Below are 22,699 nucleotides of genomic sequence, written 5' to 3'. Positions count from 1 at the left end.
ATGTTTATTATATATTTATGGGATAAAGCTATTGGTGAAAGCATTAGATCATTAGATGACTTTTCAGGTAATGAGAATTTTTTAATCAGGGATGATCTCTGCAAATATCCATTGTTATCTAAGTTATCCAACTGTGATATGGAGCTTTTCAGTGACGGACAACTTATAGATCTTCGTCAAGAAATTAATAGCCTGATGAAAGATGAGTTATTAGATCAAAATGCATATGATTACTTGCGATCTGTGGTATCACTAATAGATGATGCTTATCATAATAATAAAGGGATTTTGTTTTCTCCGTTTTAACAAACTTGCATTGTGCCAAATAGTTTACGAAATTAGATATATGTTAATTGTGTAAAAGATCCCAGTCCCAAACTGGGATCTCCTTACCTACCTCAAATCCCAACTCCTTCAACCACTTACCGCTGATTATCAGTTGTGGACTAGGGTTGGGTTTTCCTCGGTTCGGCAAGTAACCCACTGAATATCATCTGGTTTTTATCACTTCTTCTTTAGCTGTCGGTGTTTTTACACTACAATCGCGCTTAGCCATAGGGACTACCTCGTTTAGTTGCTGTGGTTAGCCGTGTTGGGGTGTTCCCGCACTCCAACACGGCGTTGTATTAAATCGCTTATCCAATCAACCGTTTAGCTTGATGTTTTAAAATTAACGCATCTAAAATCGACGTAACGGATTTTAACTCGTCCTCATCCATCTGTTTTACGGCTTCAAACTTCAGTTTTAGCTCATCTTGTGGCTCGCGTTCCCCTTCCTCGAATATCAGCCAATCCGCAGAAACATTAAATGTGACGGCAATGCGCTTGAGTATGTCTAAAGAGGCCTGTGCTTCGCCCGATGTGTCACTCAGAACCTCGGCTGACGTTTAGTCTTAAAGACCAAGCTTATTTTTTAACACTTCATACGGTGTTTTACCAGCATGCGCTGAGTGAGGGCGATGACAATTATAAAAAGCCTCCCATTCAGCTAATTTTTCATGTAAATCGACATCATCCTTATAATCGATTAATTGATAAAACTCTTGTTTATCTGTTAAATGAGAACGCTCTACCTTTCCATTCAATCTGGGGGTAGCTGGCTTGATATAAACATGCTCCATCCCGAGATCATGAATATGCCAATTAAATTTTGATTGGAATTCGTGACCATTATCCGTTCTAATCGTTTTGATTCTAAAGGGAAATTTATTTACAACATAATTAATAAAATCAATGGCATTAGCCTGATTGTGCTTTTCATAAATTTTAAGTGCTCTGATCCGTGTCGCATCATCAATTGCCGTATATTGAAAACGTTTAATTCGTTGACCATCTGGCGTATTAAAAAATAGGAACTTCACATCAACTTGAACATGATGCCCAGGCACTTGTTTCTGATAACGTTTAAATAGTGGTTTAGAGCGACTTCGCTGATTTTGGGGAAGTTGGTTTAATTTGTTTCTTAGTAATACATAGTAGCAGCCAGAGCGTGATATTTTGATGTTATGAAACCGCAGAAGATACCAAGCAATGCGCTGGGGGCCAAAATGGTAAGTCGTACGCAGATAAATAACCAGCTCTTCGATATGTTTTGCAACTCTTCTGGTTGGATTTTCAGGACAGGGTTTATTGTTGATTAATCCTTTCTCGCCATCTCGTTCATAAGCTCTTTTCCAAGTATAAAAAGTTTCTCTACTAATCCCAAAATGACGACAAGTTTTAGCAATATTTTTGCTCTCACGGGCATGATTTAAGATTTTTGTTTTATGTGCAATATCTCGTTTAGCTTTAATATTCATCATATCTGACCTCCGGCTACAACTAGAAAAAACTAATTGTCAGCCGAAGTCCAGACTTTCATATGTAATATATTCTAAATTTACTAATACTTAATAATCTTCTTACTATCACTATTAGTATTCATCAATAAAAACATTCTAAATCTGTCTATCAGATATTAAAAATCATTTTATTTGAATGTATAAAAAAACATTTTAAAATATATTGTGTTTATCTAAACTAAAATAGTTTCAATATAGTGATTTACCATCACCATAAAATTAATAAAAAATCAATAAATGAAAGGGAAGCCATGAGCGAACTATCCAACGAAATTTATGAACAAATACAGAAACAAATAAACATTGTTACAGAAAAATTAACGGAAAAACAACTTGATGCTCGATTAGCAGAAGATATTTCTGATGCAATGGGTAACTTAAATTTACTCAATAACCATATCCAAGAAGAATTAGAAAAATTAAAAGAAAATAGTGAATGGAAACGTTTTACTATTGCTTTTTATGGTGAAACCAATGCAGGTAAATCAACTTTAATTGAAGCTTTACGTTTATATCTCGGTGAGGAAACTAAAAAAGAGAGTCAGGCAAAGTTTAAAGAAATACAACAGCAGCTTGGATTGACGCAAGAAGCATTTGATAAAGTTCGTCGTATAATTATGGATATGACAAAAGCGATTGAAGAAATACAACAAGAAATAACCAAGTTGTCGAAAAAATATGCTGAGCCAATTATACAAGCAGAGTTAACCATTCGCCAAATAGAAGAGAAAAATACCCAAGAATCAAAAATATTGGCAACACAACATAACAATGCAATAAACGAAATTGAATCTGAGATTTTTAACTTAAATGAATTGTTGGAAAAACTAAAATCAGAGCAAACTTGGATACAAAAAATAATAGCTTGCTTCTTCAAATCCCATGAAGAAAAACAGCTTATTGAGCTTAAAAATCACTGTTCACAAGTGAAAAAACAACAACAAATTGAGCTGCAAGAACTCCTGCAATGCCAACAACGAGAAAAACAACAAGCAGCTACGGCACTTGAACAAATACAAGAGAAAAAACAGCAAGAACTCACTCTATTAAGCCAAAAGGAACAAGAGCTACAACAAAAACAACAACAAGCTGAGCAAGAAAAAAAACGTTTAGATAATGATGCTAAGAAATTAACCGATTTTGCTGATGGACAGATTATTGGGGATGGTCGTTCTGATTTTACTCGTAATAATACTTCTTTTGACTTTAATGTCGATGGACAAACATTCTCTTTGATTGATGTTCCGGGTATCGAAGGTGATGAAACGATTGTAAGCACGCCAATTGAAGAAGCCGTACGCAAAGCACATGCTGTATTTTATGTCACTCGTACAGCACGTCCACCACAAACCAGTGATGGTGAGAATGCAACGACAAAAGGAACATTAGAGAAAATTAAAAAACATCTTAGCGCACAAAGTGAGGTATGGTCTATATACAACCACCCTGCTAACAGTCCGCGTCAACTTACATCACCACTATTAAATGAAGATAACCGTAACAGTCTGATGGCAATGGATGAAAAATTAAAATCAGAATTACAAGAACAATACTACGGAAGCTTAGTTGTGAGTGCTCGCCCCGCTTATCTTGCACTGACAGAATGTATCGTACCTGGTAGCAAAGAAGCCAGAGAACAAAAAAAGTTTTTAGACAAATTTGGTGATCCAAAAACCATTTTATCATTAAGTGGTGTAACTGATTTTATCACTCATTTAAAGACAACAATTATTGGCGATTATAGAAATAAAATTAAGCAATCGAATTTAAATAAAGCTTATAAAACACTCAAAGACTCTTTAACTGAATTACAAAAATTGCAAACTGAATTTTCTAATTTGAATAGAAATGTAAAAAGTGAAGTTTCAAATGCAAAATCGAAAATTAACGTTGCTTTAGATGAATTTATTGGCACATTAAATGCTATAGGGAGTAAGATTTGCCGTAATTTTCACGATCAAGTACAAACACATATTTATGAAAAAATTGACAACGATATAAGCAATGATGAATTTAAACATGATCTAAAAAATATATTAGAGAAAAAAGCCATCACGATACAAAGTGATCTTAAACATGCTATTGAAAATGAAGCTAATATTTTTAGCGAGAAAATTAAAAATATTATTGACCGTTCAAGTCAACATTTAAAAAATATTGTTATCAAACAAAATGATAATCTTAATTTTGAACAAAATTTTAATCTTAATATTAATGTTGATAATGGACTACAAATAAGTGGGTTAATTGCCGGTGGTATTGGTGGTGCTATAGGCATTGCTTTTTTAGCAACCAATCCTGTGGGATGGACGCTAGCCTTTGTTGGTGGAGCTATCGCCCTAGTTAGCTCATTAGTTGGTATAGCAAAATCTATTTGGGGATTTTTTGACTCAAGTTATAAAAAATCCCAACAAAGAAAAGAAGTTAATAAGATCTTACGTAATGCAAATGGAACCATCGAAAAAGAGATAAATAAAATCATCGGAGAAATTGAGCAAGAAATGCGGGTAGAAATACAAAAGATCCAGAATGAACTTGAGCTACCAGTAAAACAATGTACTGCTATCAATAGCTCATTAAGACAAGCGAATACTGAATTAACGACTATCGCTAACCATATAAAATACTAAATAAAAAGGAATTGTTATGAGCAATACTGTAACTGAATTTAAATATCAGCAAGAACAGAACTATCAAATATTACAAAAATTAGCTGAATTTATTGAAAAAGGACGCGATTTTGGTTTAGAGCCAGATGTAAATTTAATCAACAAATTAACAACAGCACTCAAAACTGCAGAGGAAAAAACATTAAAAGTAGCTTTGATTGGCGGTTTTTCTGAAGGAAAAACATCCATTGCATCAGCTTGGTTAGAACGTTTAGATAAAGATATGAATATTAGTCAACAGGAGTCATCTAATGAAGTGCAGGTATACCGTTTAGATGACGATATTGAGCTAATTGATACTCCTGGGTTATTCGGTTTTAAAGAACAACTCAATAGTGCTGGTGAAATTGAAAAATATAAGGCAATAACAAAAAAATATGTTAGCGAAGCACATTTAGTGCTGTATGTTATGAATTCAGTTAATCCGGTAAAAGAAAGCCATGGAGAGGATTTAACCTGGCTATTCCGTGAACTTAATCTACTTCCCCGTACAATCTTTGTTCTCAGTCGCTTCGATGAAGTTGCTGATATAGAAGATGAATGGGATTATCACGAAAATCTAAAAATAAAACAACAAAATGTAATTACCCGTTTAAAAAACTTAATTAATTTGACTGCCCAAGAAGAAGAAAACATAAAAATTGTTGGTATTTCAGCCAATCCATTTGGTGAAGGTACATCCTATTGGTTAGAACATTTAGATGAATTTAAGGAAATATCTCGAATTGCAACCTTGCAAAAAGCAACACAGCAAACAATAGAACAAAATGGAGGAGCCACTCCTATTGTAATAGAAACTCAAAAAAGTATTATTCAAGACATATTAGGCAAACAAATGCCAATTGTACGGCAACAACAGAGTTTATTAGATGATAAATTGAATCAGCTATCAGATACGGCACAACATTTGAACAATGAATTGACATCGATAGAAAGTAAAATTAACCGCACTCGTTTAGAATTAATAAACTTTGTTAATGAACATTTCACTTCACTGATTCGCCAAGTAAAAGGTACTGATCTAACCACATTTAATGATTTTTATGAAAATGAAATTGGTGCAGAAGGCATTGTATTAAATACAAAAATAGAAACCGAATTTAGTCGCCAGTGCCAATCTATTTCTAGTGGATTACATCGTATTAGCCTAGATTTTGATAATGAAATAAATCGATTTGAAACCTCGGTTGGTGCTGATTTAGCTGTCAAAGGTATTTCTAGTCTAAAAAATATCAAACTAAATAATACTCATATATTAGCTGCTCGCGATGGCATTGTCTCTGTAGGTAAAATGGTCGGTGTGGATTTAGCTAAGTACATGAAATTTAAACCCTGGGGAGCTGTTAACTTCGCTGCCAAAGCAAATGCGGCCATTGCTGTCGCGGGTCTTGTTTTAGAAGTATGGGATAGCTATAAAAAGGCTCAAGAAGAAGCTAAATTTAGAGATTTAGTCAAAGAAATTGTTTCAATGCTAGAAACACAACGTAAAGGCCTATTAGAAGCGTTAAATAATAAAGATTTTATCTATCAACTCTTCCCTGCTTATCAAACACTACAAGAAAATCTTAACCTTGTTGTGCAAGCAAATGAAAGATCATTTGAACGTAAAAAATCCTTTGATGAATGGCAACATGAGGGAGCTATAATTGAGGGAGAATATCGCGTCATTACAGCAAGTTATGCTTAGTTTCTGACAAGAAAAAACGGGCAAATACCTTATTTAAATAAATCGCTATTTGCCCTTATTTATGAAAAACTGAACTTCCGTTAACAATAGTTTTTTCTAATTTTTATTTAGATGATTTTTATATCTACTAAAATTTTATTTGTAATAACATTGAACTCTCAATATTTGTGTCATTTATTTTTTATTGCAAATATTGGTAAGATAATTATTACCACTATCAATCTAGCAATAATAAAACTTAGATTTATTATATTATTATTTATTTCACCATCGCATGGTGAAAAATAAATACTCATTACCGTCAGTAAGTAACAAGTATTTATTTTAATTTAATCAGTGATGGTAACTAACAATCACTTATTGTGGTCATCAATATATACACAAATAAAAATATTCTAATAATTACCTAGCCTTTTTTGATCTGCATACGCCATTGTGCATCAGAGATCTGTTCAAACTCAGTAACTTCATGCCCCTCTTCTGCCGCCCAGCGAGGAATATTATCTGTTGCTTGAGCACAATCATATTCAATAACCAGTACATCACCCGTATTCATTGATGCAATAGCTTTCTTAGCTTCAATTAAAGGAAATGGGCATAAATGTCCACAGGTATCTAATTTAACTGTATTCATAACCTTCTCACTTATTAATATTTTTGAAATCGAATAATCGTAAAATAACTGACAATCCAACTACCGATAATAATACATGGAATAAATACCCATCCTTGCCAAGAAAACCAAGCGGTATTCACCAATGTATTACCTAACATACAGCCCCCAGCTAAACCACTCCCAATCCCCATAAGCAAACCACCAGCAAAGCTTTTAGAGATAGTTTTTATACCAGGATTACGTAGTCTAAATTCATTACTTCCTTTAGCTGCAATAAAGGCACCTATAAAAATACCCATCAATAAAAATCCGGCCCAATTAAAAAATTTTAAATTGCCCTCTGTAACTAAAGTAAAGAGTTGCGCACTAGGCCCACTAATACCTAAACCACCAATCCTTCCATCAGCTAAACTCGATGGCCATGCCAATAATGCAATAATTCCTATAACGATAGCAGAAACAAAAGGATGCCATCTTGCTTCGAAAAGTATATGGGCAATACCTGTTTTTTTAGCTTTCATTTTTGGAATTTTTATTGATGCACTTTTCTTAATATGCCGGGAAACGAGTATGGCTGTCACTACTACTAAAACAATAATGGCAATATAAGGAGGGATATTAAATGTCTGGGTAATAGTCCCACTTTCAAACTTAGGTGCAGTAATAGGTTGGAATAAATTTTTTAATATTGGTTGCCTAATTAACCAACTCGATATAATAAAACCAATGACAGCCAATATACTTCCTATTAAACCTTCTGCTGCTCGATAATAGGCTCCTGTAGAGCAAGAACCCGCACATCCCATGCCAATACCAAATAAAATTCCACCGATAATCGTCGCTAACCAAGGAAAAGCGCTGTTGGGGATCTTCGCTATCTCAAAATAAGAGAAGATAAATAACCCTACGCTTTGAATAGATATCGCAATCAAAATAGCGATAAGCATTCTATTATCACGAAAAAGATAGAGATCACGTAGACCACCAGCCATACAAAAGCGCCCACGTTGCATGACAAAACCAAGTAGGACTCCAAGAAAAAGCCCAGATAGATGAGATAAACTTATCATAATCATCATTCCTAAGAAAAAAGAGGACTTTACTATAATAAACGATAAGTTTTCTAGATTTTTATCATACAAAATGCAATCACATGTTAAATAGCAACCATTATCACAATACCAACGATCACGGCGAATTCTCCCCCGCTCTAGATATTTTTATTAAAACAAATATTAAAAAATAAGTATTAACACTTAAATTATGACTCGGTAAATAAAAAATTAATTAACTAATAAATATATTTACTATCCCTTATCAATAAAAAACGGACATAGCTATATATTGCATCAATAAAAATAAACCTTCCCCTTAAAGTTAGAGACTAAATAGCTATAATAATCAACTATATTATTTAATTACTGCTACGATTATTTTAGTAATAAAAACGTCTAATTGTGATAGTGATTGGAAGAAATAATAAGAAAGTTATCTATACTAAACTAATATCAAATTTTAAGTATCAAAATATTAAAGGAGTTTGACGAAATGATACGATGTGTTCGCTTATGGACCGGAGAAGATGGTAACTCTTTATTTGAAGAAGGTATCATCGAATTTAAGGATAGTTCACGAGGCGATAGTGAAAGTTTGCCAATTGCTGTTTCAGAGTTATCGTTTAGAGAAACAACTTCGGGTGGTTCCTATGATTGGCATCAAGATCCCGTTCCTCGTTATGTTATTACGTTATCAGGAACATTAGAGTTTGAAACAAAAGATGGCTCAACTTTTATCATTAAACCCGGTGATGTGCTGTTAGCGCAAGATAACAGTGGCACTGGTCATAAATGGCGTCTTATGGATGATGAACCTTGGCGACGAGCTTATGTTGTTTACAAAGAAGATGCAGGGTTATGTTTTAAACCTACCAAAACAACTAAGTAATTGGGGTCTGTATGAATAAAACTATTAGTGAACATGTAGATGTCGCGCTCATTGGTGCTGGCATTATGAGTGCGACACTTGGCACACTTCTTAAAGAACTAGAGCCTAATTTAAAAGTCGCAATGTTTGAAAGACTTAATGATTGTGGTCAAGAGAGCTCTAACTCATGGAATAACGCGGGAACAGGACATGCTGCTAACTGTGAGCTAAATTATACGCCACCAAATCCTGACGGCACCGTTAATATCAGTAAAGCGTTAGAAGTGAACACCGAGTTCGATTTATCGCGCCAATTATGGTCTTATTTAGTAACAAAAGGAAAAATTGCCGATCCGCGTGATTTTATTCATGCTTGCCCTCATATGAGTTTTGTTTGGGGTGCAGATAACGTTAAATTCCTTCATCAACGCTATCGCCAAATGTCTGCCAATCACTGTTATGAAAATATGCAATACAGTGAAGACAAACAGCAAATTGAAGATTGGGCACCATTAATTATGGAAGGGCGTGATCCGAATCAACAGCTTGCTGTCACCCGAGTAGCTACTGGTACTGATGTCGATTATGGCGCATTAACACATCTATTAGTTAAGCAACTTTCTCAACAAGATAATTTTGAGTTGCACTATAAACATGATGTTATTGATATCAAAAGAAATGAGACTGGCGGTTGGAATATCGAAGTTAAAGATCTCACCACCCATGATAAATACCTCATTACAGCTAAATATGTATTTGTTGGAGCCGGTGGACGCGCTATCGATTTACTCCAAAAATCAGGTATTCCAGAAGGTAAAGGCTACGGTGGTTTCCCTGTTAGTGGTATTTGGCTGCGTTGTGATGAAGATAAAATCAGCTCTCGCCATCATGCCAAAGTTTATGGAAAAGCAGATGTAGGCTCACCACCGATGTCTGTCCCCCATCTTGATACTCGTATTATTGCGGGTAAACGCTCCCTACTCTTTGGCCCCTATGCTGGTTTTTCAAGTAAATTTTTAAAACACGGCTCCTATTTAGATTTATTTGAGTCAATTCGCCCCAGCAATATTGAACCTATGCTAGATGTCGCGAAAGATAACTGGTCATTAACTGAATATTTAATTGGTCAAGTATTACAAACGTCAGCACATCAATTTGAAATGCTTAAACAGTTCTATCCTCAGGCTCAACATGAGGATTGGCAAGAAGCTGTTGCAGGTCAACGAGTGCAGATTATTAAACCCGCAGCTAAACATCATGGCGTATTAGAGTTTGGTACTGAGCTAATTAGTAGCGCAGATAAATCATTTTCAGTGTTATTGGGGGCATCACCTGGCGCTTCTACAGCAGCATTTATTGCCATCAATATCATTAAATCTTGCTTTAAGCAGCAACTTGAAAATGAGGGTTGGGAAGATCGTCTTAAAACGATTATTCCAACTTATGGTATTGATCTCAAAATAGATGCCGATGCTTGTCGTAATATTCGTGCATCAACGGCTAAGATATTAAAATTAGAAACACCTTAGTTATATCTTACCGATAAAAATAAAACAGACCGGAAATTAAAGGTCTGTTTTATTTTTTATTTGCATCGTTATTATTAATTACCCTTTTCCAAGTAAATATACTTAGAAAAATTACATCATTTCTACAATAGTGATACCACCAATAATAGAAAGTAATGAACATAGCGTACTTAATAATACAGTGCCCGTTGCCATATCAGCATAGGCCTTATTTGTAATAGCTAAAGCAGGCACCGCTGTTGCAGTAGGCAATACACCAATTAGAAAGACGGCTTTTAATAATTCAGTTTCTAATCCAAGTGCAAATCCCGTTCCTAAAATTAATGCCCCTTGTACAACATTCTTTATTATCACATTAAAAACAATTTCAGTATTAACTTTGAGTTTGAGCCCTGAAATTAATAGTCCTAAGAAAAATAATGCTACACCACCAGATGTTTTCCCTATTTCATTCACTGAGTTTTGTAAAATCTCTGGTAACTTAACGCCGAAAATAGCTAGCATAGCCCCCAAAATAGGCAGGAAAACTAATGGCTGAGAGATAGCATTAAGCAATGACTGTAAAATGCTTTTTCCTTGTTTGGCACCACTAATGATCATGATAGTAAAAGGTAAAATAATTACCGTGTAGATCAAATTTCCCACCACCATAGCAATCAAACCAGATGAGCCGACTGTTGCCAGTAATACTGGTGGTCCACAATAAGCCATATCAGGAAATGAAACCGATAATGCCTGCATTGCTGAGTTCTTTTTATCATGTTTAAAAAAGAACTTGCCGCCTAAAAAACCAATAAGATAAGAAACAACTAATCCTACCGCGAGAGCTAATAGGTAGTCGATATTAAAGAAAACCGACGGAGAAGCTTGGGTTGCCGCTAAAAAGAGTGAAAAAGGCAGAGCTATTTTAACGACAAAATCAGCAAAGGCTTGTGAATACTCTCTTTTAATAAATCCATATTTACCGGAAAGCCAGCCAACTAAAAGCCCTAAGATAATGGGCCCCAGCGCTGCTAAAATGGTTTGTAGTAACATATTACCTCTGGTTGCTTAATATAGTGTCCCCACTTTATTCAATAGTTATAACTGATAACAAAATAGTTATCTATTATATGAATAAAGTAAAAATATTCGTATTATTACCTAGTAATAAAAATTAGAACATTTTAATTATCGGATATATTTAAAATCATTCAAATGATAAATAACAATATTACTTCACAATGATCAACAGGATACTTTATTGAGTAAACTAAACAGGGAAGTAAACCAACACGACAATTAGGATTTTAAGTGTTTTTACTTAAAATAAACCTAACAATGGTAATAAACAGATAATAAAAGAATAGTTTTTGAATAAAAAATAAAATAGGTAGCAATAAATTAAACCATATGGAAATAATTAATCGAGCTTGTTTTAATATATATGACAATGATATATTGCGTTTTTCAGCCTAAGGACACTGTTTAGGCACATCATTTAGCTGTTGATGCTGTTGCTCAAAGAGCACTTCTTTCTTATCTGCTTCTTTGATTATTTTTAATATATAGATACTATCAAAATCACCACTTTCCCATTTAGGAATAGCTTTTGGATCACCACCAAATTGCGCCACAATATCTCTTACTACTTTAACTAAATTATCATGCTCCCAAGCAATAAAAATGACTGAATTCTGATATTCTTCGCTCAGCAGTTTATTACGTAATGGGTCTATCTCTTTGGCATGGTAATTTAAATGGATTGGCAGTGATGTTTTCACCGCAAGAGGTGTTAAAGTTTGAAGAGAGCGTAATGAATTTCCAAGTTTATTTTGTTTTGGTGCTGCAGCAAATAACGCATCAGGCTGACCAAATTGTGTTATCAATCGATTAGGTAAAGCTAACGCACGATTTAATCCCTGACAGCTTAATTGCCCGCTATCATTATTAGGCTTTTCACCATGACGGATAAATACCAGCGTTTGTTCTGAATAAGCCATAAGATTAAATCCATATAAAATGAGGCTCAAAAAGATAATGATATAGCGCATATAACACTCCTTTTGAGCCGTTTAATTTTTAGCCAAAGACTTTGGTTAGATGTGCTTTATATTCTACAATATCTTTCTCAATATTAGGCTCTTTAATGACGTTGTTGGTCATAAAAGTAGGCAACTGAGATAAACCAAGAAATTGTTGTGATTTATGAAAAGCAAAATAGACACCATCAACCCCTCGCCCATCAAAGAAATTACCAAATTCATTGAAAGCTTCAATAGGGGCATTCCAAGTCACGGAGATCATATATTGCTTACCTTGCAACAATCCCCCGCTACCATATTGTTTGCTTGGATCATGACGAGTACGTCCATCATTTTCATATAGTTTGCCGTGACCATAAGTATAAACTTCATCCATATACTTTTTCACTTTCCATGGCATCATCATCCACCAGCCCGGCATCTGATAAATAATAGTATCAGCCCAGATAAATTTCTCTATCTCTTCGTTGATATCATAGCCTTCTTCAATTTGTGTTTCTTTTACCTGATGCCCTAATGTCGCCAAATGTGCCAGAGCGATATCATGTAATGTACGGTTTAATTGTCCTGCAGAATGCCCAAATTTTTGTCCACCGTTAATAAGTAGAATATTCATATTTACTCCTAATTTTCTTACTACTAAATATTTAATATGAGCTATTTTAACAGAAAATAAACGGATGCACTTCAGGGCAAAAAATCACCAAAAATACACACTGCAGTATTAATCACTTTTATTATAACAGAATAAACCAATAACAAGTTAAAAATGCTAAAAAAGTAGCCATTAATCACTGTGTATTTCAATAAAGTGGATTATTGCTTTTATCGCAAAAGTCTATTATTTATTGTCTACTTTATTGCCTAAATTGAGTTAATTAACGATAACGCTGGTGGATACTAGTGACTTACTCCTAGTTTATTTATAAATCAAAAAGTATGCTCTTACTGATTGTTGTTTAAGATCCTTGTCAGCATAAACATCTCAATATTGTATGAAATTGCGACTCATAATGAATCGCTTTTTGATTTAATCGCTGTTCAACACTGCTAATCACAATCACCATACAGATGCCTTTTATGAACAACATGGCTATTTTTTACTCTGAGCATAAAATAATCTCAAATGTTAAATCCTAAAACATTGCTAACATAACTTATGAAATTATTTATCAACGATAAAGATTTTTATCAGCTGATCTTGCTTTTTATGGACGTTATTTTCAAACTCTCAGACTTTATAAGCGATCGTACTTAACGCGATTTCAAATAAACAAGCGTCAAAGTCTGTAGAAAAAACAAGCAGCAAAAACAGAATAAACCTGATAGTTAAGTAGCAGAAATTTTCGCTACTTGTACCCGATAACAAAGAAATAACAATAAGCGGAAAAACAGATAAGTGAGTGAAAATGATATGCTGACAATTTGCTAGTGTATGTATTATTTCCCCTTTGTTAATACCCTAACAATAGTCGTCTTGGTCACAATTAAAAATAGAGAGTAATAATAAGACATCCCCTTTTTGGTATATATGACGATTTTTTATTAAGAAAAAAGCAGATCTCGATCACTATTTTAACTTTAGCTATATTTACTAGCCGTTCAATATTTACAGCATTTTTATCTAATCACTTGTTTAAATATTAATTATCACACTGATTTGTAATACAAATAATTTACCTATTATACTAGTAATATCATAATGTAACATAAAAAAGAACTTCATCACTGATAGTAAAGTGTCAACTAAACAATTTGTATAATATTATCTTTTCTTTATGAATTTTGAATGACTAATATATCTAACATTAATCATATTCTTATTTATTGGAACAAAGCAATATAAAATAAATTAGCGTTTATTTTTTATCTTCTTTATTTTCCACAAAAAAATAAATAAAAAATCTTAAAATAAAAAACTTTTAAAATTAAAAATAAAAAGAATTAATCTCTATATAAATTTAAAAATAAAACATTATTATTTATTAATTATAATGAAAGATAAAATATAAAAAATAATTAATATCAATAATGAATATATTAAATGGTAACGTACTTTGGTTTATAAAACTGATTTTTATAACACAGATAAAAAACATTATAAAAATTTATGTTTTATAGGTGTCGAATGAGCCGGATACCAATAAAAAAAGCTAAGTTAGGCTTTAATGTATCGAACAAGTTACCAGTATAAGTAATAAAAAACTCTATTTTTACTATCAAAAATCATCTTGATAACAATAACAATAAATTAATTACATTGATAAAAGTCAAAAAACAAGACAAATAATAACTAGTTAGTAACAAAAATAGATTTTTTTTATATTTGTCACACAATTGATTTTATTCTATTACATCTTTCTAAATTTTTCCTACAATAGCCCACAACCTAACCTGACAATAGTTTAAGTAACGAATGCTTATATTATTTCTTTAGGTAACTATCTTTTTTTCTTTATGATTTATCGTTTCAGCAAAATAGAAAACCATCAAACTAAGTGCCCTACACAAAACATAAATGACGAATGAATAGGTTTGCCGGTGCAGTGATAAACGATAAAAAATTGCAAACTTAAGGATAAAAATAATTATGTCAGACTATCTATCATTTTTACTGGGAATTGTTCCTTTAGCCGTTCTGATTTTTATGATTTTAAAAATGAAATCGGCCGTTCATCACGCTGTCCTCGTTTCGCTAATTATCACTGTGGCTCTCGCTATTTTTCATTGGAATAATACCCTACAATTTGCCTCTGTATCTGTACTTTATGGTGCGGTAAAGGGGTTATGGCCGATTATTATCGTTATTCTTGCGGCTATTTACAGCTATAACCTAATGCTAAAAACAGGAGGAATGGAGGTATTAAAAGACGTATTAGCGGGGATCAGCGATGATAAACGCGTACAAGTTTTACTTATCTCTTGGTGTTTTGGCGGTTTTTTAGAAGCAGTTGCAGGTTATGGTACAGCAGTTGCTATTCCTATCGGTATTTTAATCGCATTAGGTTTTGATCCCTTTAAAGCAGCCGTCGCTTCACTAGTCGCAAATACGGTACCTACCGCATTTGGTGCCGTTGGTATTCCAGTGTCTATTTTGGCACAAAATACCGGCCTTGATGTATTGGTGTTAAGTAAAACCATTATTATCCAACTTGGTTTATTCAATATTCTATTACCTTTTGTCATTGTTGCTATTGCTGGTGGTGGTATTAAAGCCATTAAAGGTGTCGGCTTTATTACTTTAATGTGTGGGATCAGCACCTTAATCCCTCAATATATTGTCGCAGCTAATTTAGGTGCGGAATTACCTGCCTTTGCAGGAAGCCTAGTCAGTCTGATTGTGGTTATTTTCTTAGCTAAACGCATGAAAACAGGCCATGATAAAAGTAAACAACCAACAAAACACTCAGCTAAAGAGCTATTAGTCGCTAGCTCTATCTATCTGTTTACTTTTATTTTTATCTTAGCCTGCTCTCCGCTATTCCCTACAATCCAAACCGCAGTAGGAACTATTGCAACTAAAATTCCTTTTGTATTAAGTGATACTCAAACTGAATATCAAACTATTGCTTGGTTAAGTACGCCTGGGGTATTGATTATTTTAGCGAGTTTTGTTGGTGGCACTATTCAAGGTGCAAGCCTTTCAACGCTCTTTTCTGTATTAGTAAAAACCACAATTCAATTAAAGAACTCCATTATTGCCATTATGGCTATTGTTGCGATGGCAACGGTAATGGATTTCAGTGGCATGATTGGTAGCATTGCGGAAACATTAGTTAACTTTACTGGCGCTGGATTTATCTTTATTGCCCCAGTCATTGGTGCACTAGGAACGTTTGTAACCGGAAGCGATACAAACTCTAACGTACTATTTGGCAAGCTTCAAACCAGTGCAGCGGCAAAACTCCATGTTGATCCCTTTATTCTCGCAGCGGCTAATACCTCTGGGGCGACTGGCGGTAAGATGATTTCACCACAAAGTATCGCGATCGCCGTTTCGGCGACCAAAATGGATGGGCAAAGCAGTGCCATTATGCGAGAAACATTAAAATATTGTATTGCCTATATCATCATCCTAGGTGCCAAAATCGGCATTATTTATCACCTAATGAATTAACTATACAAGATAAGTGATGGCTTATCTTGGCTATCACCTATCGCTTTGACATAACAAAAATAAAGAAAAATAACCAATAAGAATTTTATCTTAAATAAAAATGACAACATCTGAGCGATGTTTTGGAGTTCGGTGAATGAAAGTTAATTTTTATGCAACCTGTCTTGGTGATGTGCTAAAAGCAGATTCGGCACGAGATACCGTATTATTGCTCGAAAAATTAGGTTGCGAAGTATTATTTCAAGAGCGCCAGGGTTGCTGTGGTCAGCCAGCACTTAATAGCGGTTATGTTAATGATGCAAAACCCGCAATGAAATCATTAATTGAGACATTAGAAGTTAATGATTATCCGATTATTTCCCCTGCAGGCTCTTGCACTTATGCGATTAAAGGCTATCCCAGCTATCTTGCCGATGAGCCTCAATGGGCGCTGCGAGCCCAAGGTGTGGCCAATCGTTTAATTGATCTTACCAGCTTTATCGTCAACACCTTAGGTGTGGTTGATGTTGGCGCCCGCCTTGCGGGTAAAGCGGTTTATCATCCCTCTTGTAGTTTAACGCGAAAGTTAGGGGTTGTTAGTGAACCTTTAACCTTATTAAAACATGTTGAAGGACTCGAAATGTTACCTTTCGCCAATTCAGAAACTTGTTGTGGTTTTGGCGGCACCTTCTCAGTAAAAATGTCAGAAATTTCCGGTGAAATGGTCACTGAAAAAGTAAAACATATCATGGAAGTCAGCCCTGATTACGTCATTGGTGCAGACACCAGTTGTTTAATTAATATTCAAGGCCGTTTAAGTCGTGAAAAGCGTCCTGTCAAAGTGCTGCATATTGCACAAGTTTTAATGAGTCAATAAGGGGGCTGCAATGTCTATTAAAACCAGTAATATCGATTTTAGACCACGCTTAGCGCATGAAATGAATGATACCATTATGCGTAACGCCGTTGTTATGGCACAAGAGCGCATTGGAGCCAATCGCCAAATAATGGTAAAAGAGTTAGGTGATTGGGAAGCGTGGCGTGATCGCGCAGAACAAATCCGTAACCATGTTCTTGAAAACTTAGACGCTTATCTTTATCAATTATCAGAAAAAGTGACTGAAAACGGCGGTCATGTCTATTTTGCCAAAACGGCAGAAGATGCGACACGCTATATTTGTAACGTTGCCAAACAGAAAAATGCCAAGAAAATCGTTAAATCAAAATCGATGGTAACCGAAGAAATCGGTATGAACAAAGCCTTGCAAAATGAAGGTATTGAGATTATCGAAACCGACCTTGGTGAATATATTCTGCAACTGGATAACGATCCCCCTTCTCATATTGTTGTACCGGCGATCCATAAAGATCGCTACCAAATACGTAAAGTGCTAAATGAAAAACTAGGTTATCAAGGTAGTGAAACCCCTGAAGATATGACCCTTTTTATCAGGCAACGTATTCGACAAGATTTTCTTTCTGCTGATATTGGAGTCACAGGTTGTAACTTTGCGGTTGCAGAAACGGGCTCTGTCTGTTTAGTAACTAACGAAGGTAATGCACGGATGACGACCACATTACCTAAAACCCATATTGCCGTTATGGGAATGGAGCGTGTTGCGCCTACTTTTGAAGAAGTCGATCCGCTGATCACGATGTTATGTCGTAGTGCGGTTGGCTCACGCCTAACCAGTTATAACACTTGGGTAACTGGACCTCGTGAAGCGGGTAATGTTGATGGCCCTGAAGAGTTTCATTTAGTGATTGTCGATAATGGTCGCTCTGAAATTTTAGGCTCACAATTTAAAGATATTCTACGCTGTATCCGTTGTGGAGCCTGTCTAAACACCTGTCCTGCTTATCGTAATATCGGTGGTCATGCATATGGCTCTATTTATCCCGGCCCTATCGGTGCGGTTATTTCGCCACTCTTAGGAGGCTATAAAGATTTTCATGACTTACCTTATGCCTGCTCATTATGCAATGCATGTAATGTGGTCTGTCCGGTCAAAATCCCTTTAGCACAATTGATCCTTAAACATCGTCGAGTCATGGCGGAAAGTGGTTTAACACCAAAAGCTGAGCGTCGTGTAACCGGTATGTTTAATTACATTAATGCGCACCCCACGCTTTGGAAAGTTGGCATGAATGTAGGGGCTAAGATGGCGGGCTTGATGATCAAAAATGGCTCAACTCCAATCAAGATTAGTGTACTCAATGATTGGATGGCATCACGTGATCTCCCAAAACCCGATGGTTATAGTTTCCGTAGTTGGTTTAAGCGCCACAAAGCAGAAGGAAAAAAATAATATGTTAAACGAACAAAATCGTGCTGAGTTTCTGCAAACTATTGCTCAAAAATTAGGACGTGAGGTGACGCATACGCCAAAACCACAAGATCCCCCTATTAATAATTTAGCTAAAACACGCTTAACAAATTTAACCCAAGATGAATTATGCAAAGAATTTACTGATTTTGCACAAACCCAGCAAGTAAGATGCGTTATCACTAAACCAGAACAAGTGATAAATAGCTTAATAGCGCTTTGTGAAAGCTATGATTGTCAAGGCTCAGTGATAATAAGTGGTGATGAGCGCTTAAATGCACTTGGTGTAACACAAGCTATTAGTGAAAAATTTGAAACTTATATTTGGGATCCTAAACTCGGTCATGAAAATATTATTCATGCTGAGCGCTCTCAAATAGGGATTGTCTTTGCGGAAGCGGGATTAACAGAATCTGGCGGGATTGTGCTGTTTTCTTCTCCGGAAAAAGGGCGTTCTGTCAGCCTGTTACCTGAAACCTCGATTGTTATTTTACGCAAAAGTGACATTTTACCGCGAGTGGCTCAACTTGCAGAGCGTTTACACAAAATGTCACAAGATGGGATCAGAATGCCTTCATGTATCAATTTAATTGGTGGTGCAAGTTCAACGGCTGATATTGAATTAATCAAAGTATGGGGAGTTCATGGCCCTGTTCATGCCGCTTATCTTATTATTGAAGATTGTTAGTTTAAACGAAACAATATAAAAACGATAACCAAATAACTTAACGTCATGGTCAACGGATTGACCCAAATACAAAACACCTTTTATACAGGTGTTTTGTATTTATGGCTTAATTAGTGAGTAATAATTTAGCTCGCCATTGATTTAATTTTATTTCACAAGCCAGCAGTACTTCATCAGCACCATTGCCCCCCATCATTAAAGCAGATTGACGTTGGCATTCACTACTTCTAAAAAGAATAAACTGCTCTTGTGAACTGACTAATGCATCAATAGCACTTTTAGCCGCGATAGAGTCACTATCTTCAAGGTCGCCTTTGCTTTTATTAAAGATAACATTCAACTGCTCTTCAGATAATCTTAGTTCATCTAATAGACAAGCTTTAATGGTTGTTTGGCTTGCATCTGTTGACAACTCATAACATTTGGTCAGGGGATCGTGATTTACTTGAGCAAAGGAGGAAAAAGAGATCAAACTCATTGTGAGTAAACTGTAAGAAATTAAAAGCATACCTATCTTCACGTTGGCTCCCAATAATAAATTTTTTACTAAATTTGACTGTCAAATATAAGGTATTAAAGAATTAACACCACATCTATTAGTGCGAAAACACAAATTTAGGATATGTCGCATTAAGTGTAGAAAATAAATCTTAATAAGAAGTAAAACTATAATTAATAAGTCTTTAAATCTATCTATTTTATTAGTATTTTTTATAAAAAAAGGTGTTTTAATAATAATCTTAGTAAGCGTTATATTTATCTATTGAGAGGATAATATACAAAAAATCAGGTTTAGTGTTTTTTCTCGATTTAAGTCAATTTTTTTTGATCCTCTGAAGTTCTATTTTTAGCAATAGAAGCAAAAAAATAGACTTTTTTTACTTGATGTCAATAGCAAAACAAAGCGTTTTGCAGTAATCTCATCGCTGATTTTTTGCTACTTTCTCCCTTTAAAACCTCTGGTGGTATGACAAATATGTTGTATAAATTTACCCCCATTATTCTGCTGATAATTTCCAATATCTTTATGACTTTTGCTTGGTATGGCCATTTAAAATACGGTAACAAGCCGTTAATTATAGTGATCTTACTCAGTTGGTTAATCGCTTTTGTTGAATACTGTTTTGCAGTTCCTGCAAACCGTATCGGCCACAACTATTACAGCGCAGCCGAATTAAAAACCATTCAAGAAGTCATCACACTAACCATTTTTGCTGTTTTTTCGGTGACTTATTTAGGTGAAAGTTTCACACTTAACCACTTTATCGGTTTTATTTTAATTGGTGCGGGTGCGCTATTTATTTTTAAGGGGCCATTTTAAAGAATAAAAAATAGCTGCTGATAAAATAAATGAAAATTTTCAAAACCTCATTTCGAAATGAGGTTTTTTGTTTTGTAGAGCCCCACATCAGTCGAACAAAAAACAATCAAAATAATTGATTGCTATTATTAAGTACTAACCAGTAATTCATAGCAAGATTAAGTTATATCATTCAATAAATTACCACACCCCATATTATGCACTGCATTAGTGGAAATTTGACTACAAAAAGCAAATATTACTCTTGAAAAAATATTTTCGTTCAGCGCATAATAGCTAGCTAAGAGAGGCATTGTTTCTCTTTCTTTCTTTGTTGCTTCTCTTAAGTGAAAACGATTTTCAAAAACTTCTTATATTATTTTAAGGTCAGATAAAACGGTATCTGGTATGAGCAAACATTCTAACGATTTTATTTATATGCAGGATAATCCCTGTATGCATTGTGGTGCATGTTGCGCCTATTTTAGAGTCTCTTTCTATTGGGCTGAAATGAAAAGTGGTGGTGGTGTTGTTCCTGACGAATTTACCGAACCCTTAACCCCTTTTCTATCATGTATGAAAGGAACTAATGAGAAACAACCACGCTGTGAAAAATTGATTGGTGAAGTTGGTGAATGCGTGAGTTGTGCAATTTATGAACAGAGACCTTCCCCTTGCCGTGAGTTTGAACAATCTTGGGCTAATGGCGTAAAAAATGAAGCTTGCGATCGGGCAAGAGCCGCTTTTGGGCTTCCTCCTCTTCCTAATATTTCTCTACCGCATTCTGCGTAGAACATCAGAGGGGCTAGCCCCTCCTGAGTCTCTTTGATCACAATTTTGCACTTCTTTGCACAAAATAAAGAATTTTCACTAAAAATAGCATTATAAAATAATAGGTTAGTTTGACTTTATTTATAAATCATCTAGTATAGAGAGTAATCAATTAATAACGTGTATTTAGTGAGGTTTTTTATTTAAAAATAGCAATAAATTAGGAGGTCACTATGATCAGTAGCTCATTTTTCATTCTTTTCCTTTCCCTTATTTGTTCCGTTGCCGTTGTCAGTATGTTACTCGGTGGCTTAGAGGACTAATTATGAATATTTCTGATGAAAATATTCTCCCCCAGAAATAGACGCCCATACCAAAATAATTATTTTTAGTATGGGCGTCTATTAATATTATATTAATTAACTTTCTTTTTATTTTGCTATTACTCGTTATTAGTAAATATTTTTATATTCTATTTAAATCTAATTTTAATAACTGTAATGACCGGTTATTTTCCACGAAAATAAAACATCTTCAGCGACTTGTCCAAAACCAATATTATGCATCACTAAATAGCGCTGATTATCACTGCTTTTCTTGTCTATGACGAGACCAATATGAGGACGCCCATTATCTAAGCGCCAGCTAACAATATCACCAGGCAAGTAGTCTGACGCCTCTTTGCTAATAGGTTTCACCTTTCCCTTACGCGAGAAAAAAACTTCCAAATTGGGTACTCTGCGGTGATCAATATTAGTATCAGGTCGACTAAGTCCCCAGATACGTTTACTAGGGTAAAGTGCAAAATTGGCTTTGATATCTTCATGTAACAATTTTTGTAAATCAATGCCAATTCCTCGGTAACTACGAATAATCACATCACTACACACCCCATAATGAGCAGGCACATCACCATTAGGATAATTAATTTTACGGTAGGCTGGATCATAAATAACGGCTCTAGGTAGATCCGTTGCATAAGCCACCAGCTGTTTATTTTGTGTCGGTGTTATCGCTTGGGAAACAGAAATGGGTAAGATAATCAGAGAGAGAAAGCTAAATATGAATATTTTCAAAGAATTATTTCCATGTTGTATCAATCGATGATAATTAAAATCATCTTTATTTAATGACTTTATCATTTGCTAAATAGTGGGGTAAAAATATGAGAAGGATCTTAATTAGCTATGACGCATCAATAAAAAAAACCGAGTTACTCTTAAAAGCA

General features: G+C 34.7%; 20 protein-coding genes and 1 pseudogene. 11 read left to right on the top strand and 10 right to left on the bottom strand.

Annotated features, from left to right (window positions below; all coding sequences use genetic code 11):
* Entirely contained in the window at window positions 1–306 is a 306-nt protein-coding gene (locus GWI58_RS09055; RefSeq protein WP_063108584.1) for a hypothetical protein, read from the top strand.
* Between the two features lie 43 nt (window positions 307–349).
* On the opposite strand, the gene GWI58_RS09050 is transcribed toward GWI58_RS09055, so the two are convergent.
* The 3 genes and pseudogenes from GWI58_RS09050 to GWI58_RS09045 all read right to left on the bottom strand — a co-directional run bounded on the left by GWI58_RS09050 (window position 350) and on the right by GWI58_RS09045 (window position 1,802).
* Window positions 350–484, bottom strand: coding sequence for a SymE family type I addiction module toxin (locus GWI58_RS09050; protein WP_094959877.1), 135 nt, complete (start codon window positions 482–484; stop codon window positions 350–352).
* Window positions 485–635: 151 nt separating this feature from the next.
* Window positions 636–860: pseudogene (locus GWI58_RS17960) on the bottom strand (RstR family transcriptional repressor); the annotation flags it as partial.
* A gap of 33 nt (window positions 861–893) precedes the next feature.
* Window positions 894–1,802 carry an IS481 family transposase gene (locus tag GWI58_RS09045; RefSeq protein ID WP_394851940.1) on the bottom strand — a complete coding sequence of 303 codons (909 nt, stop codon included), beginning with the start codon at window positions 1,800–1,802 and terminating at the stop codon, window positions 894–896.
* A gap of 290 nt (window positions 1,803–2,092) precedes the next feature.
* Here GWI58_RS09045 and GWI58_RS09040 point away from each other — a divergent pair, with 290 nt between their 5' ends.
* Window positions 2,093–4,471, top strand: a complete 2,379-nt coding sequence (locus GWI58_RS09040; RefSeq protein WP_094959875.1) for a hypothetical protein — start codon at window positions 2,093–2,095, stop codon at window positions 4,469–4,471.
* A 16-nt stretch (window positions 4,472–4,487) separates the two neighbouring features.
* Window positions 4,488–6,197, top strand: a complete 1,710-nt coding sequence (locus tag GWI58_RS09035) for a LeoA/HP0731 family dynamin-like GTPase (protein WP_053089895.1) — start codon at window positions 4,488–4,490, stop codon at window positions 6,195–6,197.
* A 406-nt stretch (window positions 6,198–6,603) separates the two neighbouring features.
* On the opposite strand, the gene GWI58_RS09030 is transcribed toward GWI58_RS09035, so the two are convergent.
* Window positions 6,604–6,831 (bottom strand): sulfurtransferase TusA family protein, encoded by a 228-nt coding sequence (locus GWI58_RS09030; protein ID WP_094959874.1) that lies wholly within the window; start codon window positions 6,829–6,831, stop codon window positions 6,604–6,606.
* Between the two features lie 14 nt (window positions 6,832–6,845).
* Entirely contained in the window at window positions 6,846–7,883 is a 1,038-nt protein-coding gene (locus tag GWI58_RS09025) for a YeeE/YedE family protein (protein ID WP_094959873.1), read from the bottom strand.
* A gap of 478 nt (window positions 7,884–8,361) precedes the next feature.
* Between GWI58_RS09025 and GWI58_RS09020 the strand changes: the two genes are divergently transcribed.
* The gene (locus GWI58_RS09020) at window positions 8,362–8,757 is read left to right on the top strand and encodes a cupin domain-containing protein (RefSeq protein ID WP_004243954.1); all 396 of its coding nucleotides are present in this window, start codon (window positions 8,362–8,364) and stop codon (window positions 8,755–8,757) included.
* An 11-nt stretch (window positions 8,758–8,768) separates the two neighbouring features.
* Window positions 8,769–10,265 (top strand): malate dehydrogenase (quinone), encoded by a 1,497-nt coding sequence (mqo, locus tag GWI58_RS09015; protein WP_004250418.1) that lies wholly within the window; start codon window positions 8,769–8,771, stop codon window positions 10,263–10,265.
* A 111-nt stretch (window positions 10,266–10,376) separates the two neighbouring features.
* Here the strand turns inward: mqo and GWI58_RS09010 are convergent, their stop codons facing one another.
* The 3 genes from GWI58_RS09010 to GWI58_RS09000 form a co-directional block, all read right to left on the bottom strand.
* Window positions 10,377–11,300: an AEC family transporter gene (locus GWI58_RS09010; protein WP_020945977.1), complete on the bottom strand. Its 924-nt coding sequence runs from the start codon at window positions 11,298–11,300 to the stop codon at window positions 10,377–10,379.
* 419 nt (window positions 11,301–11,719) lie between these two features.
* Complete coding sequence (locus tag GWI58_RS09005; protein ID WP_094959872.1) at window positions 11,720–12,298, bottom strand: histidine phosphatase family protein; 579 nt, start codon at window positions 12,296–12,298, stop codon at window positions 11,720–11,722.
* 28 nt (window positions 12,299–12,326) lie between these two features.
* Window positions 12,327–12,905 carry an NAD(P)H-dependent oxidoreductase gene (locus GWI58_RS09000; protein WP_004243958.1) on the bottom strand — a complete coding sequence of 193 codons (579 nt, stop codon included), beginning with the start codon at window positions 12,903–12,905 and terminating at the stop codon, window positions 12,327–12,329.
* 1,974 nt (window positions 12,906–14,879) lie between these two features.
* Between GWI58_RS09000 and GWI58_RS08995 the strand changes: the two genes are divergently transcribed.
* The 4 genes from GWI58_RS08995 (at window position 14,880) to GWI58_RS08980 (ending at window position 19,400) form a co-directional block, all read left to right on the top strand.
* The gene (locus GWI58_RS08995; RefSeq protein ID WP_004243961.1) at window positions 14,880–16,406 is read left to right on the top strand and encodes an L-lactate permease; all 1,527 of its coding nucleotides are present in this window, start codon (window positions 14,880–14,882) and stop codon (window positions 16,404–16,406) included.
* 136 nt (window positions 16,407–16,542) lie between these two features.
* Entirely contained in the window at window positions 16,543–17,262 is a 720-nt protein-coding gene (locus GWI58_RS08990) for a (Fe-S)-binding protein (RefSeq protein WP_161769103.1), read from the top strand.
* A 10-nt stretch (window positions 17,263–17,272) separates the two neighbouring features.
* Window positions 17,273–18,694 (top strand): LutB/LldF family L-lactate oxidation iron-sulfur protein, encoded by a 1,422-nt coding sequence (locus GWI58_RS08985; protein ID WP_004243964.1) that lies wholly within the window; start codon window positions 17,273–17,275, stop codon window positions 18,692–18,694.
* A gap of 1 nt (window position 18,695) precedes the next feature.
* Window positions 18,696–19,400 carry a LutC/YkgG family protein gene (locus tag GWI58_RS08980; RefSeq protein ID WP_161769102.1) on the top strand — a complete coding sequence of 235 codons (705 nt, stop codon included), beginning with the start codon at window positions 18,696–18,698 and terminating at the stop codon, window positions 19,398–19,400.
* Between the two features lie 106 nt (window positions 19,401–19,506).
* Here GWI58_RS08980 and umoC read toward each other — a convergent pair whose 3' ends face one another.
* Window positions 19,507–19,920, bottom strand: coding sequence for a flagellar biogenesis regulator UmoC (gene umoC, locus GWI58_RS08975; protein ID WP_161769101.1), 414 nt, complete (start codon window positions 19,918–19,920; stop codon window positions 19,507–19,509).
* A gap of 456 nt (window positions 19,921–20,376) precedes the next feature.
* Here umoC and GWI58_RS08970 point away from each other — a divergent pair, with 456 nt between their 5' ends.
* Window positions 20,377–20,721 (top strand): DMT family protein, encoded by a 345-nt coding sequence (locus GWI58_RS08970; RefSeq protein ID WP_004248496.1) that lies wholly within the window; start codon window positions 20,377–20,379, stop codon window positions 20,719–20,721.
* Between the two features lie 387 nt (window positions 20,722–21,108).
* Window positions 21,109–21,492: a YkgJ family cysteine cluster protein gene (locus GWI58_RS08965; RefSeq protein WP_004243972.1), complete on the top strand. Its 384-nt coding sequence runs from the start codon at window positions 21,109–21,111 to the stop codon at window positions 21,490–21,492.
* Between the two features lie 467 nt (window positions 21,493–21,959).
* Here the strand turns inward: GWI58_RS08965 and GWI58_RS08960 are convergent, their stop codons facing one another.
* The gene (locus GWI58_RS08960) at window positions 21,960–22,613 is read right to left on the bottom strand and encodes a DUF1287 domain-containing protein (RefSeq protein WP_017627947.1); all 654 of its coding nucleotides are present in this window, start codon (window positions 22,611–22,613) and stop codon (window positions 21,960–21,962) included.
* Window positions 22,614–22,699 lie beyond the last annotated feature (86 nt).

Origin of the sequence: Proteus sp. G2674 (genome assembly GCF_009915195.1) — a bacterium.
Taxonomy (GTDB): Bacteria; Pseudomonadota; Gammaproteobacteria; order Enterobacterales; family Enterobacteriaceae; genus Proteus; species Proteus mirabilis.
This window is presented reverse-complemented; position numbering and strand designations above follow the sequence as displayed.

What these genes read in the sequence shown, in the direction of transcription:
- GWI58_RS09055 (WP_063108584.1), top strand. Translation starts at nt 1, where the DNA reads ATGTTTATTATATATTTATGGGATAAAGCTATTGGTGAAAGCATTAGA.
- GWI58_RS09045 (WP_394851940.1), bottom strand. Translation starts at nt 1,802, where the DNA reads ATGATGAATATTAAAGCTAAACGAGATATTGCACATAAAACAAAAATC.
- GWI58_RS09040 (WP_094959875.1), top strand. Translation starts at nt 2,093, where the DNA reads ATGAGCGAACTATCCAACGAAATTTATGAACAAATACAGAAACAAATA.
- GWI58_RS09035 (WP_053089895.1), top strand. Translation starts at nt 4,488, where the DNA reads ATGAGCAATACTGTAACTGAATTTAAATATCAGCAAGAACAGAACTAT.
- GWI58_RS09030 (WP_094959874.1), bottom strand. Translation starts at nt 6,831, where the DNA reads ATGAATACAGTTAAATTAGATACCTGTGGACATTTATGCCCATTTCCT.
- GWI58_RS09025 (WP_094959873.1), bottom strand. Translation starts at nt 7,883, where the DNA reads ATGATAAGTTTATCTCATCTATCTGGGCTTTTTCTTGGAGTCCTACTT.
- GWI58_RS09020 (WP_004243954.1), top strand. Translation starts at nt 8,362, where the DNA reads ATGATACGATGTGTTCGCTTATGGACCGGAGAAGATGGTAACTCTTTA.
- mqo (WP_004250418.1), top strand. Translation starts at nt 8,769, where the DNA reads ATGAATAAAACTATTAGTGAACATGTAGATGTCGCGCTCATTGGTGCT.
- GWI58_RS09010 (WP_020945977.1), bottom strand. Translation starts at nt 11,300, where the DNA reads ATGTTACTACAAACCATTTTAGCAGCGCTGGGGCCCATTATCTTAGGG.
- GWI58_RS09005 (WP_094959872.1), bottom strand. Translation starts at nt 12,298, where the DNA reads ATGCGCTATATCATTATCTTTTTGAGCCTCATTTTATATGGATTTAAT.
- GWI58_RS09000 (WP_004243958.1), bottom strand. Translation starts at nt 12,905, where the DNA reads ATGAATATTCTACTTATTAACGGTGGACAAAAATTTGGGCATTCTGCA.
- GWI58_RS08995 (WP_004243961.1), top strand. Translation starts at nt 14,880, where the DNA reads ATGTCAGACTATCTATCATTTTTACTGGGAATTGTTCCTTTAGCCGTT.
- GWI58_RS08990 (WP_161769103.1), top strand. Translation starts at nt 16,543, where the DNA reads ATGAAAGTTAATTTTTATGCAACCTGTCTTGGTGATGTGCTAAAAGCA.
- GWI58_RS08985 (WP_004243964.1), top strand. Translation starts at nt 17,273, where the DNA reads ATGTCTATTAAAACCAGTAATATCGATTTTAGACCACGCTTAGCGCAT.
- GWI58_RS08980 (WP_161769102.1), top strand. Translation starts at nt 18,696, where the DNA reads ATGTTAAACGAACAAAATCGTGCTGAGTTTCTGCAAACTATTGCTCAA.
- GWI58_RS08970 (WP_004248496.1), top strand. Translation starts at nt 20,377, where the DNA reads ATGTTGTATAAATTTACCCCCATTATTCTGCTGATAATTTCCAATATC.
- GWI58_RS08965 (WP_004243972.1), top strand. Translation starts at nt 21,109, where the DNA reads ATGAGCAAACATTCTAACGATTTTATTTATATGCAGGATAATCCCTGT.
- GWI58_RS08960 (WP_017627947.1), bottom strand. Translation starts at nt 22,613, where the DNA reads ATGATAAAGTCATTAAATAAAGATGATTTTAATTATCATCGATTGATA.